The sequence below is a fragment of the Caulobacter flavus genome, from assembly GCF_003722335.1.
GTDB classification, from domain to species: domain Bacteria; phylum Pseudomonadota; class Alphaproteobacteria; order Caulobacterales; family Caulobacteraceae; genus Caulobacter; species Caulobacter flavus.
Genome location: NZ_CP026100.1, coordinates 3,874,053 through 3,892,505, shown reverse-complemented (window position 1 = coordinate 3,892,505; position 18,453 = coordinate 3,874,053). Strand labels below are relative to the sequence as shown.

General features: G+C 68.7%; 18 protein-coding genes. 8 read left to right on the top strand and 10 right to left on the bottom strand.

What is annotated here, in order from left to right:
- Positions 1 to 2: 2 nt before the first annotated feature.
- The 6 genes from C1707_RS17815 to C1707_RS17790 are packed head-to-tail and all read right to left on the bottom strand — an operon-like array spanning position 3 to position 6,046.
- Positions 3 to 1,223: an aminotransferase class V-fold PLP-dependent enzyme gene (locus C1707_RS17815; protein WP_101711971.1), complete on the bottom strand. Its 1,221-nt coding sequence runs from the start codon at positions 1,221 to 1,223 to the stop codon at positions 3 to 5.
- Positions 1,220 to 2,245: a Fe-S cluster assembly protein SufD gene (sufD, locus tag C1707_RS17810; protein WP_101711972.1), complete on the bottom strand. Its 1,026-nt coding sequence runs from the start codon at positions 2,243 to 2,245 to the stop codon at positions 1,220 to 1,222. The genes C1707_RS17815 and sufD overlap by 4 nt, the downstream gene beginning before the upstream one ends.
- A complete protein-coding gene (gene sufC / locus C1707_RS17805) occupies positions 2,242 to 2,991 on the bottom strand; it encodes a Fe-S cluster assembly ATPase SufC (RefSeq protein WP_101711973.1) in 750 nt (249 codons plus the stop codon). The genes sufD and sufC overlap by 4 nt, the downstream gene beginning before the upstream one ends.
- Positions 2,992 to 4,461, bottom strand: a complete 1,470-nt coding sequence (gene sufB, locus C1707_RS17800; protein WP_101711974.1) for a Fe-S cluster assembly protein SufB — start codon at positions 4,459 to 4,461, stop codon at positions 2,992 to 2,994.
- Complete coding sequence (locus tag C1707_RS17795) at positions 4,461 to 5,597, bottom strand: cysteine desulfurase family protein (protein ID WP_101711975.1); 1,137 nt, start codon at positions 5,595 to 5,597, stop codon at positions 4,461 to 4,463. Before C1707_RS17795 ends, sufB begins: the two co-directional genes overlap by 1 nt.
- Entirely contained in the window at positions 5,594 to 6,046 is a 453-nt protein-coding gene (locus C1707_RS17790; RefSeq protein ID WP_101711976.1) for an Rrf2 family transcriptional regulator, read from the bottom strand. The genes C1707_RS17795 and C1707_RS17790 overlap by 4 nt, the downstream gene beginning before the upstream one ends.
- A gap of 194 nt (positions 6,047 to 6,240) precedes the next feature.
- On the opposite strand from C1707_RS17790, the gene C1707_RS17785 reads away from it, so the two are divergent.
- Positions 6,241 to 6,894: an alpha/beta hydrolase gene (locus C1707_RS17785; RefSeq protein WP_058348333.1), complete on the top strand. Its 654-nt coding sequence runs from the start codon at positions 6,241 to 6,243 to the stop codon at positions 6,892 to 6,894.
- A gap of 343 nt (positions 6,895 to 7,237) precedes the next feature.
- Positions 7,238 to 8,518 (top strand): NAD(P)/FAD-dependent oxidoreductase, encoded by a 1,281-nt coding sequence (locus C1707_RS17780; protein WP_101711977.1) that lies wholly within the window; start codon positions 7,238 to 7,240, stop codon positions 8,516 to 8,518.
- A gap of 165 nt (positions 8,519 to 8,683) precedes the next feature.
- Here C1707_RS17780 and C1707_RS17775 read toward each other — a convergent pair whose 3' ends face one another.
- Complete coding sequence (locus C1707_RS17775) at positions 8,684 to 9,790, bottom strand: anhydro-N-acetylmuramic acid kinase (protein WP_164467495.1); 1,107 nt, start codon at positions 9,788 to 9,790, stop codon at positions 8,684 to 8,686.
- 198 nt (positions 9,791 to 9,988) lie between these two features.
- Here C1707_RS17775 and tyrS point away from each other — a divergent pair, with 198 nt between their 5' ends.
- The 6 genes from tyrS to C1707_RS17745 all read left to right on the top strand — a co-directional run bounded on the left by tyrS (position 9,989) and on the right by C1707_RS17745 (position 14,306).
- Complete coding sequence (gene tyrS, locus C1707_RS17770) at positions 9,989 to 11,317, top strand: tyrosine--tRNA ligase (RefSeq protein WP_180896906.1); 1,329 nt, start codon at positions 9,989 to 9,991, stop codon at positions 11,315 to 11,317.
- A 108-nt stretch (positions 11,318 to 11,425) separates the two neighbouring features.
- The gene (locus C1707_RS17765) at positions 11,426 to 11,890 is read left to right on the top strand and encodes a peroxiredoxin (RefSeq protein WP_101711980.1); all 465 of its coding nucleotides are present in this window, start codon (positions 11,426 to 11,428) and stop codon (positions 11,888 to 11,890) included.
- A 50-nt stretch (positions 11,891 to 11,940) separates the two neighbouring features.
- Positions 11,941 to 12,192, top strand: coding sequence for a CopG family ribbon-helix-helix protein (locus tag C1707_RS17760; RefSeq protein ID WP_101711992.1), 252 nt, complete (start codon positions 11,941 to 11,943; stop codon positions 12,190 to 12,192).
- Positions 12,192 to 12,467, top strand: coding sequence for a type II toxin-antitoxin system RelE/ParE family toxin (locus tag C1707_RS17755; RefSeq protein WP_101711981.1), 276 nt, complete (start codon positions 12,192 to 12,194; stop codon positions 12,465 to 12,467). The genes C1707_RS17760 and C1707_RS17755 overlap by 1 nt, the downstream gene beginning before the upstream one ends.
- A 212-nt stretch (positions 12,468 to 12,679) precedes the next feature.
- Positions 12,680 to 13,831: a peptidoglycan DD-metalloendopeptidase family protein gene (locus C1707_RS17750; RefSeq protein ID WP_101711982.1), complete on the top strand. Its 1,152-nt coding sequence runs from the start codon at positions 12,680 to 12,682 to the stop codon at positions 13,829 to 13,831.
- Entirely contained in the window at positions 13,812 to 14,306 is a 495-nt protein-coding gene (locus C1707_RS17745; RefSeq protein WP_101711983.1) for a bactofilin family protein, read from the top strand. Before C1707_RS17750 ends, C1707_RS17745 begins: the two co-directional genes overlap by 20 nt.
- 93 nt (positions 14,307 to 14,399) lie before the next feature.
- Here C1707_RS17745 and C1707_RS17740 read toward each other — a convergent pair whose 3' ends face one another.
- From C1707_RS17740 to C1707_RS17730, 3 genes are all read right to left on the bottom strand, one after another.
- The gene (locus tag C1707_RS17740) at positions 14,400 to 14,618 is read right to left on the bottom strand and encodes a hypothetical protein (RefSeq protein WP_123170772.1); all 219 of its coding nucleotides are present in this window, start codon (positions 14,616 to 14,618) and stop codon (positions 14,400 to 14,402) included.
- Between the two features lie 83 nt (positions 14,619 to 14,701).
- Positions 14,702 to 15,824 (bottom strand): peptide chain release factor 2 gene (gene prfB / locus C1707_RS17735; RefSeq protein WP_101711984.1). Its coding sequence is split into 2 segments (ribosomal slippage): positions 14,702 to 15,754 and positions 15,756 to 15,824, totalling 1,122 coding nucleotides; the frame shifts between segments, so codons are not numbered across the junction.
- Between the two features lie 171 nt (positions 15,825 to 15,995).
- A complete protein-coding gene (locus tag C1707_RS17730; protein WP_101711985.1) occupies positions 15,996 to 18,377 on the bottom strand; it encodes a penicillin-binding protein 1A in 2,382 nt (793 codons plus the stop codon).
- Positions 18,378 to 18,453 lie beyond the last annotated feature (76 nt).

Here is an 18,453-nt window from a genome sequence, read left to right as displayed (position 1 = left end):
GCTCAACTGAAGAAGCTACGGGCCTTGTCCAGCGCGTCCACGAACGCGTCGGCCTCGGCAGGCGTATTATATAGGGCGAAGGAAGCGCGAGCGCTCGACGTCACCCCGAACCTTTTCATCAACGGCTCGGCGCAGTGCGTGCCGGCGCGCACGGCCACGCCGTAGCGGTCCAGCACCTGGGCCACGTCGTGGGCGTGGGCGCCCTCGACGACGAAGCTCATCACCGCGCCCTTGCCGGGCGCCGTGCCGAGGATCCGCACGCCGTTGACGCCTTCCAGCCGCTGAGCGACGCGCTCATAGAGGGCGTGCTCGTGAGCCAGGGCCGCGTCGCGGTCGATGGTGTTCAGCCACTCGATGGCCGCGCCCAGGCCGACGGCCTCCAGGATCGCCGGCGTGCCGGCCTCGAAGCGGTGCGGCGGGTCGGCGTAGGTGATGCGCTCCAGGCTGACCGAACCGATCATCTCTCCGCCGCCCTGGTAAGGCGGAAGCGCCGCCAGGCGCTCGGCCTTGCCGTACAGCACGCCGATGCCGGTGGGGCCGTAGAGCTTGTGGCCGCTGAAGACGTAGAAATCGACGTCCAGGGCTTTGACGTCCACCTTTGTGTGGACCACGCCCTGGCAGCCGTCGAGCAGCACCGGCGCCCCGGCCGCGTGGGCCAGGCGCACGATCTTTTCCACGTCGTTGACCGTGCCCAGCACGTTCGACATGTGGGTGACGGCGACCATCTTGGTCTTCTCGGACAGCAGGCCCTCATAGGCCTCCATGTCCAGCCGGCCGTCGTCGAGCACCGGAATGAACTTCAGCACGACGCCGTAGCGCTCGCGCAGGAAGTGCCAGGGCACGATGTTGGCGTGGTGCTCCATCTCCGAGATGACGATCTCGTCGCCGGCCTTCAGCGAACGGCCGAAGGTGTCGGCCACCAGGTTCACCGCTTCGGTGGCGCTCTTGGTGTAGACGATCTCGCCGAGCTCGGCATTGATGAAGCGCGCGATGGTTTCGCGTGCTTTTTCATACGCTTCCGTCGTTTCGTTAGCCAGAGTGTGCAGGCCGCGATGGACGTTGGCGTAGGACGTGCGGGCCAGGCCCGTCATGGCGTCGAGCACCACGTCGGGCTTCTGGGCGCTGGCGGCGCTGTCCAGATAGACGAGCGGCTTGCCGTGCACCGTGCGCGACAGGATCGGGAACTGGGCGCGGATCGCCTCGACGTCGAAGACGGCGCTCATTCTTCGCGTCCCAGCTGCTTGGCGACCCAGGCCGCGGCGATTTCGCGCGCGCCGTCGTGCTCGATGCGCTCGACCACCTCGCCGACGAAGGCCTGCGTCAGCATCGCCCGGGCTTCCAGCTCGGGAATGCCGCGCTGGCGGGCGTAGAACACCGCTTCCTCGTCCAGAGCGCCGATGGTGTTGCCGTGCGCGCAGGCGACGTCGTCGGCGAAGATCAGCAGTTCCGGCTTGGCGTCGATCTCGGCCTTGTCCGACAGGATCAGGGCGTGGTGGCCCATCCGCGCGTCGGTCTGGTCGGCGCCCTCGGCCACGACGATGCGGCCCTGGAACACGCCGCGGGCCTGGTCGGCGACCATGCCCTTGGTCAGCTGGCTGGTGACGCCGTCGACGCCGCCGTGGGTGACCACGGTGGTCTGGTCGGCGTGGCGCTGGGCGTTCAGCAGGTAGATTCCGTCGAGGCGCACATTGGCGTGGGCGCCGGGATGGGCGACGTGGGTCTCGATCCGCTGGCGACGCGCGCCGCCGGTCAGGACGGTCTGGGCGAAGGTCGCGCCGGCGGCCAGGTCGACCTTGGCGGTGACGACGTTGACGGCCTCGGCCTCGTCGTCGACCAGCACGATCCGGGTCAGGCTCGCGCCCTCGCCCACCGAGATGTCCAGCGAGACGTCCGACACGTAGCCGGCCGCGCGCCCCTCATGGCTTTCCAGCAGGGTCAGGCTAGAGCCTGGCTCGACCACCACGGCGTAGGACGCGCCCTGCGAGGTCTTGTCGGTCGCCGCGACGAAGCGCAGGCCCATGACCTCGCCCTGCCCGCTGGTGGCCAGGTGGCGGCCGTTGACGAACAGGATCTCGCCGTCGGTCAGGCCCGCGAACGGACCAGCCGCAACCTCGCCGTCGAACTTAGGCGCGGCTTCCGGCAGCACGCGGATCAGGCCGCGCAGGTCGGTCCAGCGCCAGTCCTCGTCGCGTCGCGACGGCAGGACGGTGACGTCGCCGGTCTTCAGGGCGGTGGAAAGGCTCACGCGGCGGCCCCGACGTACTTGTCGTAGCCCTCGGCTTCCAGCTGCAGGGCCAGTTCCGGACCGCCCGAGGCGACGATGCGGCCGGCGGCCAGCACGTGCACGCGGTCGGGTTTGATGTAGTCGAGCAGGCGCTGGTAGTGGGTGATGACCAGCATGCCGCGCTCGGGGCTGCGCAGGGCGTTGACGCCTTCCGAGACGATCTTCAGGGCGTCGATGTCGAGGCCGCTGTCGGTCTCGTCGAGGATCAGGAACTTCGGCGACAGCATCGCCATCTGGAAGATTTCCATCCGCTTCTTCTCGCCGCCCGAGAAGCCGACGTTCAGGCCGCGCTTGAGCATCTCGAAGTCGATCTTCAGCGAGGCGGCCTTTTCCTTGGCCAGCTTCAGGAAGGCCGGGGCGGCGATCTCGTCCTCGCCGCGCGCGCGGCGCTGGGCGTTGACGGCGGTCCGGATGAAGGTCAGGGCCGGAACGCCCGGGATCTCCAGCGGATACTGGAACGACAGGAACACGCCCTTCGCGGCCCGCTCGTTGGGCTCCAGCTCCAGCAGGTCCTCGCCGTTCAGGCTCGCCGAACCTTCGGTCACTTCATAGCCGCCGCGACCGCTCAGCACGTACGACAGCGTCGACTTGCCGGCCCCGTTCGGACCCATGATGGCGTGCACCTCGCCGGCCGGCACCTCGAGCGTGACGCCCTTCAGGATCGGCTTGTCTTCGACACGGGCGTGGAGGTTGTTGATCGAAAGCATTTAACCGACGGATCCTTCGAGAGAAATCGCCACGAGCTTCTGGGCCTCGACGGCGAATTCCATGGGCAGTTGTTGCAGCACGTCGCGGACGAAGCCGTTGACCAGCAGGGCCACGGCCTCTTCCTGGCTAAGCCCGCGCTGCTGGCAGTAGAACAGCTGGTCGTCCGACAGGCGGGTGGTGGTCGCCTCGTGCTCGAACACCGACTGACCGTTGCGGGCCTCGATATAGGGCACGGTGTGCGCCGCGCAGGTCTTGCCGATGAGCAAGCTGTCGCACTGGGTGAAGTTGCGTACGCCCTTGGCCTTGGGATGGGCCGAGACCAGGCCGCGATAGGTGCTGGTCGACTTGCCCGCGCTGATCCCCTTGGCGACGATCCGCGACTTGGTGTTGGCGCCCAGGTGGATCATCTTGGTGCCGGTGTCGGCCTGCTGATGGCCGTTGGTCACGGCGATCGAGTAGAACTCGCCCGAAGAGCCCTCGCCGCGCAGCACGCACGAAGGATACTTCCAGGTGATGGCCGAGCCGGTCTCGACCTGGGTCCACGACACCTTCGAACGATCCCCGCGGCAGTCGGCGCGCTTGGTCACGAAGTTGTAGATGCCGCCCTTGCCGGTCTCCGGATCGCCCGGATACCAGTTCTGGACGGTCGAGTACTTGATCTCGGCGTCGTCCAGCAGAACGAGCTCGACCACGGCCGCGTGCAGCTGGTTCTCGTCGCGCATCGGGGCCGTGCAGCCCTCCAGGTACGAGACGTAGGCGCCCTTGTCGGCGATGATCAGGGTGCGCTCGAACTGGCCGCTGTCCTTGGCGTTGATCCGGAAATAGGTCGACAGCTCCATCGGGCAGCGCACGCCCGGCGGCACGTAGACGAACGAGCCGTCCGAGAACACCGCGCTGTTGAGGCAGGCGAAATAGTTGTCCGAGGTCGGCACCACGCTGCCCAGGTACTGCCTGACCAGCTCCGGGTGCTCGCGGATCGCCTCGCTCATCGAGCAGAAGATGACGCCGGCCTGGGCCAGCTCCTTCTTGAAGGTCGTGACGACCGACACAGAGTCGAACACCGCGTCCACGGCGTAGCGCGGCGCGCCCTCGACGCCGGCCAGCACGGCCTGCTCCTTCAGCGGGATGCCAAGCTTCTCGTAGACGGCCAGCAGCTCTGGATCGACCTCGTCCAGGCTCTTGGGCCCTTCCTTGGTCTTCGGCGCGGCGTAGTAATAGGTGTCCTGGTAGTCGATCTTCGGATAGCTGACCTTGGCCCAGTCAGGCTCTTCCAGCTCGAGCCAGCGGCGATAAGCCTCCAGACGCCATTCCAGCATCCATTCCGGCTCGTCCTTCTTGGCCGAGATGAAGCGCACGATGTCCTCGGAGAGCCCCTTGGGGGCGAACTCCTGGTCGATGTCGGTCGTAAAGCCGTGCTCGTACTTCTCGAGCGCTGCGACGGTGTCGATCGTTTCCTTGACCGCGGCCATCAAGCCACCTCCCGGCGCCGTGCGCCGATACGCTTCCAGGCGGCGAGCCAGGCGTCGCCGCACACAATCCAATCCTGTTCCGTGCTCGCCCAGCCGCCGCTGACGCGCAGCGCGAAGGGGGCGAGATCGGGACGGCCCATGGCTTCCACCACGCGGCTGGCCTTGACCTTGCCCGAAGAGCAGGCGCTGCCGGCGCTGGCCATGACGCCGGCGAGATCCAGGTTCATCACCTGGACCTGCGAGGCGAAGCCTTCGGCGGCGAGACACAGGGTCTGAGGCAGGCGCGGAACGCCCTCCCCGAGCACCACGCCGCCAGCGTCCTTGACCCGCTGGGCCAAGGCGTCGCGCCAAATGCCCTGATCGGCCGCCTGGGGCAAGTCCCGCAGGGCGGCCGAAGCGGCCGCGCCGAAGCCGGCGATGCCCGCGACGTTCTCGGTGCCGGCCCGTCGACCACGTTCCTGGCCGCCGCCGTGCAGCCGGCGCACCACATTGGCGCGCGTCCCGGCAACCAGCGCGCCGACGCCCTGCGGGCCGCCGATCTTGTGGGCAGACAGCGCCAGGGTGTCGGCGCCGAGGGCGGAGAAGTCGATGGCGATCTTGCCCGCCGCCTGCACGGCGTCGACATGCAGCAGGCCGTCAGCCGCGCGCACGATCGCGCTGGCCTCGGCGACCGGCTGGATGACGCCCGTCTCGTTGTTGGCCAGCATAAGGCAGACCAGGGTCCGCCCCTCGCCCGCCAGCAGTTCGGCAAGCCCGGAAAGGTCGGTGACGCCATGCGCGCCGACCGGCAGCACCTCGACGGCGACGCCGCTCATGGCGGCCGTCTCGGCGACGGCCTCATGCTCTATCGCGCTGACCACGATGCGCTTCACGCCCGAGGCGACGGCGCTGTCGATGGCCAGGGCGTTGGCTTCGGTGCCGCCGCTGACGAAGGTGACCGAGCCGGCGACCACGCCGACCAGCTGCCCCACCTGCTTGCGGGCGGTCTCGACCACGTCGCGGGCGGCGCGGCCGGCCGCGTGCACCGAGCTGGGGTTTCCCGCCAGCTCGAAGGCGCGCAGCACCGCCTCACGCGCCTCGGGGCGGATCGGGGCGGTGGCGTTGTAGTCCAGATAGATGGCGGGCTTGCTGGTCACGCCGCGACCTTCGCCTCCGGCCGCAGGCGGCCTTCCAGCACGTCGGCGACGGTCACGGAGGCCAGATAGGAATGGATCTGCCGGCCCATCTCCTCCCACAGGTCGTGGGTCAGGCACTTGGCGCCGCCGGCCATGCAGCCCTTGTGGCCGGACTTGCCGACGCCGCAGCGCGTGGCGCGCAGGGGCTCGTCGACGGCCATGACGATGTCGGAGATTCGGGTGGCGCGGGCGTCGGCCGCCAGGCGATAGCCGCCGCCGGGCCCGCGGGCGCTGACCACTAGGCCCTTGCGGCGCAGGCGGGCGAAGAGCTGTTCGAGATAGGAAAGCGAGATCTGCTGGCGGGCGGCGATCTCGGCCAAGGCCACAGCGCGACCTTCCGCCTCGTCCTGCTTGCGGGCGAGGTCGGTCATGGCCATCACGGCGTAACGTCCCTTCGTGCTCAGGCGCATGCGCGCTCTCCCTTGCAGATTCCCCGCGCAACGGCCTTTGCGTATGCTACAAGCCGCGACTTCGCGCCGCGCCCGGCAAGGGCGCTTCGCGCGATGCGGATTTAGGAAGACCAAGCGCGGCGGTCAAGTATTCCATGCGCCCTTCGCGGCGAATGGTGCGGCCCTCGACGCCCCAACTCGTGACGGGGAACTGAATGCCTGACGTGATTTTGACCGGCGCCGCGGGCCGTATCGAAGGCCGCTATTCGCCGGGCAAGACGGACAATGCGCCGATCGCGCTGATCCTGCACCCGCACCCCAAGGCCGGCGGCCACATGAATCACCCGGTGTCGGTGCAGCTGTACCACCTGTTCATGAAGCGCGGTTTCGCGACCCTGCGCTTCAACTTCCGCGGCGTCGGCCGCAGCCAGGGCGAATTCGACAGCGGCATCGGCGAGTTGGCCGACGCGGCCACCGCCCTCGACTGGCTGCAGGCCAATAACCCCGCCGCTGCCCAGACCTGGGTCGCCGGCTACAGCTTCGGCGCCTATATCGGCATGCAGCTGCTGATGCGCCGCCCGGAAACCGACGGCTTCATCTCGGTGTCGCCGCCGACCAACATGTACGACTTCAGCTTTCTGGCCCCCTGCCCGGCCTCGGGCCTGATCCTGACCGGCGGCGCCGACACCGTCGTCCCGCCGGTGGAAGTCGAGCGCGTCGTCTCCAAGCTGCGCACCCAGAAGGGCATCGTCATCGACTACGAAGTCGTCGACAAGGCCACCCACTTCTGGGCCGAGCACCTGCCGTTCGTCGAGCAGACCGTCGGCGGCTACATCGACAAGCGCCTCGAAGCCAACCCGATCCCGTAGGGTTCGGAAGCCTCCGGAATTCAGAAAGCCCGCCCTCGGTGACGAGGGCGGGCTTTTTGTTTGGGCGCTAGCGCCTCTTCGCTCGCCTTCAAATCGCTTCCCTAGGCCTTGTGCCTAGGGTCCATGCCGGCGGCGGCTCAGATCGCGGATGTGCTTGCTCGATCTGAGCGGCGGAACGATGGGTCCTCGACACGGGGCCGAGGTAAGCGATTTGGGGGATCGGGGCCGAAGCGCGACAGTAAGTTCGCTCCGGAAACACGCCGCTATTCGCAACCGCGAGACAGACGCCGCGCTAAGGCCTAAGACCTTGGGGTATCGCTCCCACTCGGAGGACGGCCGGTCCATGCACTATGACATCGTGATCGTCGGCGGCGGCGCGGGCGGACTGGAGCTCGCCGCGCAACTGGGTCGCAAGCTGGGCCGGCGCGAGGGCAAGGAACGGATCCTGCTGATCGACCGCTCCGGCTTCCACATCTGGAAGCCCACCCTGCACGAGGTGGCCGCCGGCACGCTGGACGTGCACCAGGAAGGCCTGTCCTATCCGATCCTCGGCCGCGCCAACCACTTCAGTTTCCACCTGGGCGAGCTGTCGGCCCTGGATCCCGTCGCCAAGCGCCTGACGCTGAAAGCCATCACCGCCAAGGACGGCGCGGTGCTGGTCCCCGAGCGCTCGATCACCTTCACCTGGGGCGTGCTGGCCATCGGCAGCGGCTCCAACCTGTTCGGCACGCCGGGGGCCGAGACCGCCCACCTGCTGGAGCGCACCGAAGACGCCGAGGCCTTCCACACGCGCCTGCTGGCCACCTTCATGAAGGCCTCGTTCGCGCCCGAGCGGACCATGGGCGTAGCCATCGTCGGCGGCGGCGCCACGGGCGTGGAGCTGTCGGCCGAACTCCTGGAAGCCCACCGCGCCCTGCTGGAAAGCCTGGGCGCCGAACAGCGCTTCCGCCTCGACATCACCATCGTCGAGGCCGCCCCGCGGATCCTGGGCGGCCTGCCCGACAAAACCTCGGCACAGGCCACCGTGGCGCTGGAGCGCAAGGGCGTGCACGTGCGCACCGGCGCCAAGGTCATCGCCGTCCACGCCGACCGGCTGGAGACCAGCCTTGGCGACATCCCCGCCGACCTGATCGTCTGGGCCGCCGGCGTGAAGGCCGCCGATAGCAACACAGGCCTCGGCCTGGAGACCAACCGCCTCAACCAGTTCGTGGTCAACGACCGGCTGGAGACCTCCGCGCCCGGGATCTGGGCCCTGGGCGACTGCGCCGGCTGCCCGTGGAAGGACGGCAAGCTGGTGCCCGCCCGCGCCCAGGCCGCCCACCAGCAGGCCAGCTACCTGGCCAAGGCCCTGCTCGCCCGGCTGCGCCAGGCGCGGGTGGAGGAGCCATACGTCTACAAGGACTTCGGCTCACTGGTGTCGCTGGGCGAGAACAAGGGCGTCGGCGCCCTGATGGGCGGTCTTGGCGGCCCCAACTTCTTCATCGAGGGCCTGGTGGCCAAGTGGTTCTACGTCTCGCTGCACCTGGCCCACCACAAGGCCATACTGGGCGTCGGCAAGACCGCGACCCTGGCGCTGGCGCGGCTGCTGCAGCAGCGCGTGGCCGGGCGGCTGAAGCTGCATTGATCGGGAATTAGCGGCCCTTAAGGGCCTTCCGCCACTACTCCGTAAAATCCCCGCGAAAGCGGGGACCTAGGCTTTTTCTGAAACCCATGGCGCTCGACGATAAAACGCCTGGGCCCCCGCTTTCGCGGGGATTCTACGGGTTGGTGAAGAGCCTCTTTCAGAAGATCAAGGCTCCACGATCCTCCCCCCCGTCATCGCCGCCTTCACCCCCGTCGTCCCGGGGAAGCTGATCGGCAGCCCACGCGCCGTCCGCGCCGCGAGATAGGCGAAGGCCTCGGCCTCGATGGCGTCGCCGCGCCAGCCGTAGTCCTCGGCCGCCTTCACCGGCACCGGAACCCGTTCGGCCAGCGCCGCCATGATCCGCGGATTGCGCCGCCCGCCGCCGCAGACGATCAGGGCGCTGGGCGGGGCGTCGTTCTTGTCGAAGGCCTTGACCACGGCTGCGGCGGTGAACGCCACCAGGGTCGCGGCCGCGTCCTGCGCCGACAGGTGCGCCACCGCGTCCAGCGAGAAGTCGTAGCGGTCCAGAGACTTGGGCGCGGGCGCGGCGAAATAGGCGCTGGCCAGCAGGCCGTTCAGCACCGCCTCGTCCACCGTGCCCGCCGCCGCCAGCCGGCCGCCCTCGTCGAAACGGCCCAGGCCCCTCTCCTGCAGCATCAGGTCGATCATGCCGTTGCCAGGGCCAGTGTCGAAGGCCAGCAGGGTTCCGTCCGCGCCGATCAGGGTGATGTTGGCCACCCCGCCGATGTTCAGCGCCGCGACCGGCGCGGCCAGGCCCGAGGCGCGGGCGCGGGCCTCGTGATAGATCGGGGCCAGGGGCGCGCCCTCCCCGCCGGCCGCCACGTCGGCGGTGCGGAAGTCGAACGCCACCGGCCGGCCCGCCAGTCGCGCCAGCCGCTCGGCGTCGAGCAACTGCACAGTCCGACCGATCCGCTCGGCGCTGGGCCGCTCGTGCAGCACCGTCTGGCCGTGCACGCCCAGCAGGTCGAACTCGCTCCAAGACAGGCCGTGCTCGGCCAGGAAGCTCTCGGCGGCGTGGAAGTGCTCGTCGGCCACGGCGCGGCGCGCGTCCTCGAAGATCGCCGGCTCGGCCTGCCCGCGCTTCCAGGCCAGGGCCTGGCGGGTGGTCTCCAGCAGCAGCGCGCGCGTGTCCTCGCGCAGCTTGCGTTCGCCCGAGGGGCCAAAGCCGTGGATCGTCTCGCCGTCGGTGTCGAGCACCGCCATGTCGACCGCGTCCAGCGAGGTGCCGGTCATGAATCCGAGAATGCGCATGGTTGCGTTGACTGCCACGCCCCGCCTCGGGTAGCTAGGCCCCATGACCGCCAAGGCCCTCCAGACCCGAGCCTATTATCGCCCGCTGATCTAGCGGGCGCACGACCGGTCATGTCGACGCACCGCCACCTGGCCGGCGATGCGTCCTTCTCCCTTCAAGACGACGTCTCCGGCGCACAGCCTTCAAGGAGACTATCGATGAAACCCTCGCCACAGAACGCCCCGCCCGTGCTAGACGCGCGGACCAGCGATACAGAGAGTCGAGCCATGTCCGCGCCGCAGAGCTTCAAGTCCGAATTCCTGCAGACCATGCAGAGCCGCGGCTACATCCACCAGATCACCCACCCGGACGAACTGGACGCGGCCGCCGCCGGCGGCGCGATCACCGCCTATATCGGCTTCGACGCCACCGCCCCGTCCCTGCACGTCGGCCACCTGATCCAGATCATGATGCTGCGCCGCCTGCAGCAGGCCGGCCACAAGCCGATCGTCCTGATGGGCGGCGGCACCACCCGCGTGGGCGACCCCACCTTCAAGGACACCCAGCGCCCGCTGCTGACCGACGAGCAGATCCAGTCGAACATCGACGGCATCAAGAAGGTGTTCTCCAACTTCCTGACCTTCGGCGACGGGCCCACCGACGCGGTAATGGTCGACAACGACGAATGGCTTTCGAAGCTCGGCTACGTGCAGTTCCTGCGCGACTACGGCGTGCACTTCACGATCAACCGCATGCTGACCTTCGACTCGGTGAAGCTGCGCCTCGAGCGTGAGCAGCCGATGACGTTCCTCGAATTCAACTACATGCTGATGCAGGCCACCGACTTCCTGGAACTGAACCGCAAGTACGGCTGCGTGCTGCAGATGGGCGGCTCGGACCAGTGGGGCAACATCCTCAACGGCGTCGAACTGACCCGCCGTGTCGACCAGAAGGCCGCCTTCGGCCTGACCACGCCGCTCCTGACCACGGCCTCGGGCGCCAAGATGGGCAAGACCGCCGCCGGCGCCGTCTGGCTCAACGCCGACGCTCTTTCGCCCTACGACTACTGGCAGTTCTGGCGCAACACCGAGGACGCCGACGTCGGCCGCTTCCTGAAGCTGTTCACCGACCTGCCGCTGGACAGGATCGCCGAACTGGAGGCCCTTCAAGGCGCCCAGATCAACGACGCCAAGAAGGTGCTGGCCGACGAGGCCACCCGCCTGGTGCACGGCGACGAGGCCGCCAGGACCGCCCGCGCCACGGCCGAGACGGCCTTCGAGCAGGGCCAGCTGTCGGCCGACCTGCCGACGGTCGAGGTCGCCGCCTCGGTGCTGGCCGAGGGCGTGGCCCTGGCCGTGCTGGCCACCGACATCGGCCTCACCGCCTCGCGCGGCGAGGCCCGCCGCCTGGCCCAGGGCGGCGGCCTGCGCCTCAACGACGCCCAGGAAAAGGACGGCGACCGCCTGGTGACAAACGCCGACCTGATCGACGGCGTCGTCAAGCTGAGCCAGGGCAAGAAGAAGATCGTGCTGGTCAAGCCGGTTTAACCGGACGGCGAAGCTACTAAGTATCGTCCTCCCGGAGCGGTCGCGGCCGCTCCGGGAGGACGCGTTCCAAGCCCGTGACGCTGGGCCCGTGATGTTGGAGAAAGTTCGATGCTGAACCCCGGCGACAAGGCTCCCGACTTCGACCTGCCCACCGACACCGGCCGCGTCAGCCTGGCCGGCCTCAAGGGCAAGAACGTCGTGCTCTATTTCTATCCGAAGGACGACACGACCGGCTGCACCTCGCAGGCCCTGCAGTTCTCGGCCGAGGTCGAGGAGTTCGCCAAGGCCGGCGCGGTGGTGATCGGCGTGTCCAAGGACAGCGCCGCCAGTCACGGCAAGTTCCGCAAGAAGCACGACCTGACCGTCGAACTTGGCTCCGACACCCTGGGCGAGACCGTCGAGGCCTACGGCTCGTGGGTGGAAAAGAGCATGTACGGCCGCAAGTACATGGGCATCGACCGCTCGACCTTCCTGATCGACCGCGACGGCGTGGTCCGCGAGATCTGGCGCAAGGTGAAGGTCCCCGGCCACGTCAAGGCGGTGCTGAAGGCGGCGCAGGGCCTGAAGGCCTAGCCTTCGTCCTCCGACGGGTTATGATCGCGACCCTGGCTCGGAGACGCCCCGTGCGCACCAAGGTGCTGACCGTTGAAGTTCCCGCCCCGCTGGCCGAGCAGATCGGCCGGTTGGCGGTTCGCCAGGATCGCTCGCAGGACTCCGTCGTTCGCGAGGCCTTGACCGCCTGGGCCGATCGTGAGGAACGCTTCCGCGCCCTGACCCTCGAAGGCCTGGCCGACGTCGATGCCGGCCGCTTGGTCGAGCAGGCGACGATGGAAGCCTGGGCCGACAGCCTCGACACCGACGCCCCGTCGCGCTGATGCGCCTGGTCTGGACCGGCAAGGCCGCGTCCGATCTCGCGCGGCTGCACGCCTTCCTCGCCGAAGTGAACCCACGTGCCGCCGCACAGACCGCGCGAGAGTTGGTGGCGACGCCCAAACGGTTGCTGGACACCCCGAGGCTCAGGGCGCGCCTGGACGAGTTCGCGCCTCGCGAGGTTCGTCGGCTGATCGTCGGTGGCTATGAGCTTCGATATGAACTCACCGAAACCACGGTGTTCGTGCTGCGCCTCTGGCACACGCTGGAAGACCGGTAACAGGGCCACTGTGGCGCCGGCGCCGCAAAGTCGCGTTTTTCCGCCACTTCTCCCGTGTCACGTGTAGCCAGTCCGTTCATGTCGGGTTAATCGACGCAGGTTCATGGTCCAAACTTGGCCGTCCGCGCCTTCGCAGGTGCGAAGAGTCTTGCCTATTCGTGCTTTCTCGTTGCATATCCCCCAGACCTTGAAAACTGGGGGGTTTCCTGGGCATGGCGATCGCGCATTTTCACCGCCTGCGTAAGACTCTCGAAGGTCTGTTTCCGGAACGCCATCTGTATGTCCGCTCGGGCGGCGAGATGCGCGGCTACGTGCTGTCCACCAACAAGCAGCTGGCCTGCGCGGCCAGCGTCGGCGCAGCGGCGCTGTGGATGGGCGTCTGCACCGCCGCCATGCTGGTCAACGCCCTGGCCGTCAGCCAGACCGACCAGGTCGTGCTCAAGCAGAAGGCCTATTACGAGCGCCTCAACGCCGACCGCCAGGCGCGCCTGAACAGCGCCGTCGCCCAGCTGTCGGCCACCAGCGGCTCGCTGGACGAGCTGGCCCTGTCGGTCGAGAAGCGCCACGCCGCCCTGGCCATGCTGGTCAGCGACTTCAAGGGCGCGCCCGGCGCCGCCCAGGCGCTGGCCGTGGCCAAGCCGACCCTCGCCGACGCCTCGCCTGTCGAGCGCATCCAGGCCACCCGCATGGACCAGGAGCGCCTGATCGACGCCGCCGAGGGCTTCGCCAAGAGCCGCGCCGAGCGCCTGCGCCTGGCCATGCGTATGGCCGGCCTCGACGCCGGCAGCTTCACCGGCCGCGGCGCCTCGCTGGGCGGCCCGCTGATCGAGGCCAAGGATCCCCGCGCGCTCGCCGCCGTGCTCGACGTCGACGAGGAGTTCGCCGCCCGTATCCACCGCGCCGCCAGCGACATGTCCGACATGCGGTCGCTCAGCAGCGCCGCCCAGCGCCTGCCGTTCAACCGCCCGACCGCCAACCCGGCCCTGTCGAGCAGCTACGGCGTGCGCTTCGACCCGTTCACGCACCGGCCGGCCTTCCATTCGGGCCTGGACTTCCCCGGCGCGTTCTACACGCCGATCATGGCCACCGCCCCGGGCGTGGTGTCGTTCACCGGCGTGCGCTCGGGCTACGGCAACACCGTCGAGATCGACCATGGCGGCGGCTTCAAGACCCGCTACGCCCACCTGCAAGGCGTCGCCGTGCGCGTCGGCCAGCGCGTGGTGATCGGCCAGCGCGTCGGCGCCATGGGCTCCACCGGCCGCTCCACCGGCCCGCACCTCCACTACGAGGTCTGGGTCAATGGTCGCGCCCAGAACCCCAACCGCTTCCTCAAGGCAGGCGAGTATGTTCAGCAAGCCGGCTAAGGGGTCCAAGACCCCCGTCCAGATCGAGCCCCTGCCCCTTCCGGCCGCGGCGCCCGTCGACCAGGCCCGCAAGGCCCCGCCGCGCGTGGCCTCGCTGATCTCGTCGGACATCACCATCGAGGGCGGCGTCAGCGGCGACGGCGAGCTGCAGATCGACGGCGTGGTGCGCGGCGACGTCCGCGTCGGCCGCCTGACCGTCGGCGAGACCGGCCACGTCGAGGGCGGCGTCTACGCCGAGGCCGTCGAGATCCGCGGCCGCGTGGTCGGCGCGATCACCGCCAAGCAGGTCCGCCTCTACGGCACGGCCTATGTCGACGGCGACATCACCCACGAGCAGCTGGCGATGGAAACCGGCGCCTTCTTCCAGGGCCGCAGCCTGAAGTTCCAGCGCCAGGCCCCGCCCCAGGCCGCTCCGGTCGCGGTCTCCCCGGCCCCGGTCGCCGACCTGACCTTGACGGCCAAGCCTGTCGGCTAAAGCCGGCTTGTCGCCTCCACCTGGCAAGCCGCGCGACGGCTGGCGCAAGACGGTCGCCGCCAGACAGCGTTGGCGGCAACGCGCGCCCTGGCTCTATCTCGTCGCCATCATGGCGGCCTGGACGGCCTTGGTCGCCGGCGCGGCCTGGGCTTCGACCTTTTTGGGCTTTGCTTTTTCGGACGGCTTTTGGTTCGGCATCGGCTCGGCCGGTTGCGCTATCGCCGCAGCGACCCGCTTCTGGACTCCGAACCCACCTTCGGACGGCCCCTCCCCGAGGAGGTCGCCGCCGACAGCTTTTTCAAACAGCCGCATCGGGACGCAGACGAGCCCCGTTGAACGAAAAAACGCCCCGGATCGCTCCGGGGCGTTCGTCGTTTCAGGTCGCTCCGCCGGCCTCAGCCTTCGGAAGCGTCCCGCGTCGCGCCGACCCGCTGGGCCAGCGAGGCGCCCATGAAGGCGTCCAGGTCGCCGTCCAGCACGCCGGCCGTGTCGGAGGTCTCGACGTTGGTCCGCAGGTCCTTGACCATCTGGTACGGCTGCAGGACGTACGAGCGGATCTGGTGACCCCAGCCGATGTCGGTCTTCTGGTCGTGCAGCGCCTGCTGGGCGGCTTCACGCTTCTGAAGCTCGGCCTCGTACATCCGGGCGCGCAGCATCTTCCAGGCCTCGTCGCGGTTCTGGTGCTGCGAACGGCCGGCCTGGCAGGCCACCACGATCCCGGTCGGGATGTGCGTCAGACGCACGGCCGAGTCGGTCTTGTTGATGTGCTGACCGCCGGCCCCGGAAGCCCGGTAGGTGTCGGTGCGTACGTCGGACGGGTTGATGTCGATCTCGATCGTGTCGTCGATGACCGGATAGACCCAGGCCGAGGCGAACGAGGTGTGGCGACGGGCGCTGCTGTCGTACGGGCTGATGCGCACCAGGCGGTGCACCCCGGCCTCGGTCTTCAGCCAGCCATAGGCGTTGGCGCCCTTGACCAGCAGCGTGGCCGACTTGATGCCGGCCTGGTCGCCGTCGGTCTCTTCCACCAACTCGGTCGTCATGCCGTGGGCGTTGGCCCAGCGGGTGTACATCCGCAGCAGGATGCCGGCCCAGTCGCACGACTCGGTGCCGCCGGCCCCGGAGTTGATTTCGATATAGGCGTCGTTGCCGTCGGCCTCGCCCGACAGCAGGGCCTCGAGTTCCGCGCGGGCGGCGCGTTCCTTGATGGCCTTCAGCTGGGCGCGGGCGTCGTTCAGCGAGTCCTCGTCGGACTCCATGTCGGCCAGCTCGGCGTATTCGAGCGCGTCCTTGACGTCGCGTTCGATGCTCTGCACCGCCTCGACCTTGGCGGCCAGGTTGGCGCGCTCGCGCGACACGGCCTGGGCCTCGGACGGACGGTCCCACAGCGTCGGGTCTTCGACCCGCGCGTTCAGTTCATCGAGTTTTCTAAGGGCGACATCCCAGTCAAAGACGCCTCCTGAGCAGTCCAACGGACTGCTCGATGTCGGCCGCGGCGGCCTCGACATCCGGTCTCATCACGTAGCTCCGTGACACAAAGTAAGGGCGCGGGACATAGCCCGCGCCCGGAGTCGGCGCAACCGCGCCGACTCCTGACGAAAGATAATGGTGGGTCGGCGCAACCGCGCCGGCTCCTGACGAAGATAATGGTGGGTCGACGCAACCGCGCCGGCTCCCAGGAAAGGCGATCTAGTAAAGCCCGCTGATGTCGGGCTGCTTGGGTTGCGGCCTGGGCTGCGGCTCCGACGGCGAAGGCTGGCCGGTCGGCACGCCGTTGGGCCAGGCGTCGCCGTACGAGATCGGCCCGCCGGTCGGCGCGGGCGTGGCGACCTTGGGCTCGGTGCCCGGGCGGAAGGCCTCGCGGATGCCGCGCACCATGGCGAACTTGGCGGTCTTGGGCGGCTTGAAGTCGGTCTTCGGCTTGTCCTTCAGCGCCACCTTCATGAAGTCGATGAACACCGGCACGGCGTCCTGCGAGCCCGTCTCGCCCGCGCCCAGCGAGCGGTTGTCGTCGAAGCCGACGAACACGCCGACGATCAGGTCGGGCGAATAGCCGATGAACCAGGCGCTGCGGTACTCGTTGGTGGTGCCGGTCTTGCCCGCCAGCGGATAGCCCAGCTGGCTGACCGAGGCGGCCGTGCCGCGCTGGACCACGCCCTGCAGCATCGAGGTGATCTGATAGGCCGTGACCGGGTCCATCACCTGCTCGCCCGGCGCGGTGACGCGCGGGCTCTCGTCGCCGTTGAAGCCGGCGGTGCAGCGCGGGCAGTCGCGCTTGTCGGCGCGGAAGATCACCTTGCCCTCGCGGTCCTGCACCAGCTCGATCAGGTGCGGCTCGATGCGGCGGCCGCCGTTGGCGAACGGGGCGTAGGCCGCCGTGATCTTGAACGGCGTGGTCTCGCCGGCTCCGAGCGCCATGGCCAGCACGGGCGCCATGTCGCGCGTCACGCCGGTCTTCTTGGACATCTCGATGATCTTCTTCATGCCCACGCCCTGGGCCAGGCGCACGGTCATGGCGTTGACCGACCGCTCCAGGCCCTTGCGCAGCGGCAGGGCGCCGTAGAACTTCTTCTCGTAGTTCTCGGGGCTCCAGTCCTGGCCGTTGGCGCCCTTGAAGGTGATGGCGCTGTCCAGGATCACGCTGGCCGGCGTGTAGCCGTTCTCCAGCGCGGTGGCGTAGACGAACGGCTTGAACGACGAGCCAGGCTGGCGCATCGCCTGGGTCGCCCGGTTGAAGTTCGACAGCGAGTAGGAATAGCCGCCCACCAGGGCCACCACGCGGCCGGTATAGGGCTCGATGGCCACCAGGGCGCCGTTGACGGCCGGAATCTGCTTGAGGCGGTAGGACGAGGTTTCGCCCACCTGCTCGACGAACACCAGGTCGCCGACCTTCAGGCCCTTGCCGGCCTTGGCCCAGGCGACATCCTCGCCGGTCAGGCTGCCCTGCCCTTCGTCCTTGACCAGGCGCACGCCGCCGCCGGCCGAGGTGATCACCGCCGCGCGCCAGCCGCGCCGTTCCGACGGCGGACGCTTGGCCTGGACGGCCTTCCGCCAGTCGCCTTCCAGGCTCTCGACATGCCCCCACGCGCCGCGCCAGCCGTGGCGGCGGTCGTACTTCTCCAGGCCGTCCATCAGCGAGGCCCGCGCCGCCGTCTGCAGCGTCGGATCCAGCGTGGTGCGCATGTAGTAGCCGCCCTCGCTGATCCGGTCGCCCAGGGTGGCGGTGCCGCGCTGGCGCACTTCCTCGACGAAGTAGTCGGCGTCGGCATAGGCAGCCCGCTTGGGCGCCGGCTGCACGACCAGGTCCTCGGCCTTGGCCTTTTCGGCTTCCGCGCGGCTGACCCAGCCCAGGTCGGCCATCTGGTCGAGGATCCAGTTGCGGCGGGCGATCGCCTTGGCCTTGTTGCGGATCGGGTGGTAGTTGTCCGGCCCCTTGGGCAGGGCCGCCAGATAGGCCGCCTCCGACAGCGAAAGCTCGGGCAGCGACTTGCCGAAATAGTTGTAGGCCGCAGAGCCGACCCCGAACGAGCGATAGCCCAGCCAGATTTCGTTGAGGTACAGCTCGAGGATCTGCTGCTTGTCGAGCGACTGCTCCAGGCGCCGCGCCAGGATCGCTTCCTTGAACTTGCGGCCCACCGTGGCGTCGCTGGTCAGCAGGACGTTCTTGGCCACCTGCTGGGTGATCGTCGAGCCGCCTTCCAGGCGACGGCCGCGCATGGCGTTGCCGACGTTCTTGAGCATGGCGCGCGAGAAGCCGCCGACGTCGACGCCGCCGTGCTTGAAGAAGTTGCGGTCCTCGGCGGCCATGAAGGCCTGGGCCAGCTGCGGCGGGATCTGGTCGTAGGGCACGAAGATCCGGCGTTCCTTGGAATATTCGCCGATCAAGGTGCCGTCCCAGGCATAGACGCGCGTGGCCGTGGGCGGACGATAGTCCTGCAGTTCGCCGGCGTCGGGCATGTCGTGGAACAGCCACGCGGCGTAGATGGCGATGGCGAAACCCGCCACCGCGATCGTCGACAGCACCGCGACGCCGGCTATGGCGATCCATCTTTCGGCGGGCTTCAAGTCCACACGGCCTCCGTCGAGCGACGCGACCGTCGCGCGCTCAAATCATCCAGAGGATGGCTGTAACCCGCATCGGGCGAGG

What these genes read in the sequence shown, in the direction of transcription:
- C1707_RS17815 (WP_101711971.1), bottom strand. Translation starts at nt 1,223, where the DNA reads ATGAGCGCCGTCTTCGACGTCGAGGCGATCCGCGCCCAGTTCCCGATC.
- sufC (WP_101711973.1), bottom strand. Translation starts at nt 2,991, where the DNA reads ATGCTTTCGATCAACAACCTCCACGCCCGTGTCGAAGACAAGCCGATC.
- sufB (WP_101711974.1), bottom strand. Translation starts at nt 4,461, where the DNA reads ATGGCCGCGGTCAAGGAAACGATCGACACCGTCGCAGCGCTCGAGAAG.
- C1707_RS17790 (WP_101711976.1), bottom strand. Translation starts at nt 6,046, where the DNA reads ATGCGCCTGAGCACGAAGGGACGTTACGCCGTGATGGCCATGACCGAC.
- C1707_RS17785 (WP_058348333.1), top strand. Translation starts at nt 6,241, where the DNA reads ATGCCTGACGTGATTTTGACCGGCGCCGCGGGCCGTATCGAAGGCCGC.
- C1707_RS17780 (WP_101711977.1), top strand. Translation starts at nt 7,238, where the DNA reads ATGCACTATGACATCGTGATCGTCGGCGGCGGCGCGGGCGGACTGGAG.
- C1707_RS17775 (WP_164467495.1), bottom strand. Translation starts at nt 9,790, where the DNA reads ATGCGCATTCTCGGATTCATGACCGGCACCTCGCTGGACGCGGTCGAC.
- tyrS (WP_180896906.1), top strand. Translation starts at nt 9,989, where the DNA reads ATGAAACCCTCGCCACAGAACGCCCCGCCCGTGCTAGACGCGCGGACC.
- C1707_RS17765 (WP_101711980.1), top strand. Translation starts at nt 11,426, where the DNA reads ATGCTGAACCCCGGCGACAAGGCTCCCGACTTCGACCTGCCCACCGAC.
- C1707_RS17755 (WP_101711981.1), top strand. Translation starts at nt 12,192, where the DNA reads ATGCGCCTGGTCTGGACCGGCAAGGCCGCGTCCGATCTCGCGCGGCTG.
- C1707_RS17750 (WP_101711982.1), top strand. Translation starts at nt 12,680, where the DNA reads ATGGCGATCGCGCATTTTCACCGCCTGCGTAAGACTCTCGAAGGTCTG.
- C1707_RS17745 (WP_101711983.1), top strand. Translation starts at nt 13,812, where the DNA reads ATGTTCAGCAAGCCGGCTAAGGGGTCCAAGACCCCCGTCCAGATCGAG.
- C1707_RS17740 (WP_123170772.1), bottom strand. Translation starts at nt 14,618, where the DNA reads ATGCGGCTGTTTGAAAAAGCTGTCGGCGGCGACCTCCTCGGGGAGGGG.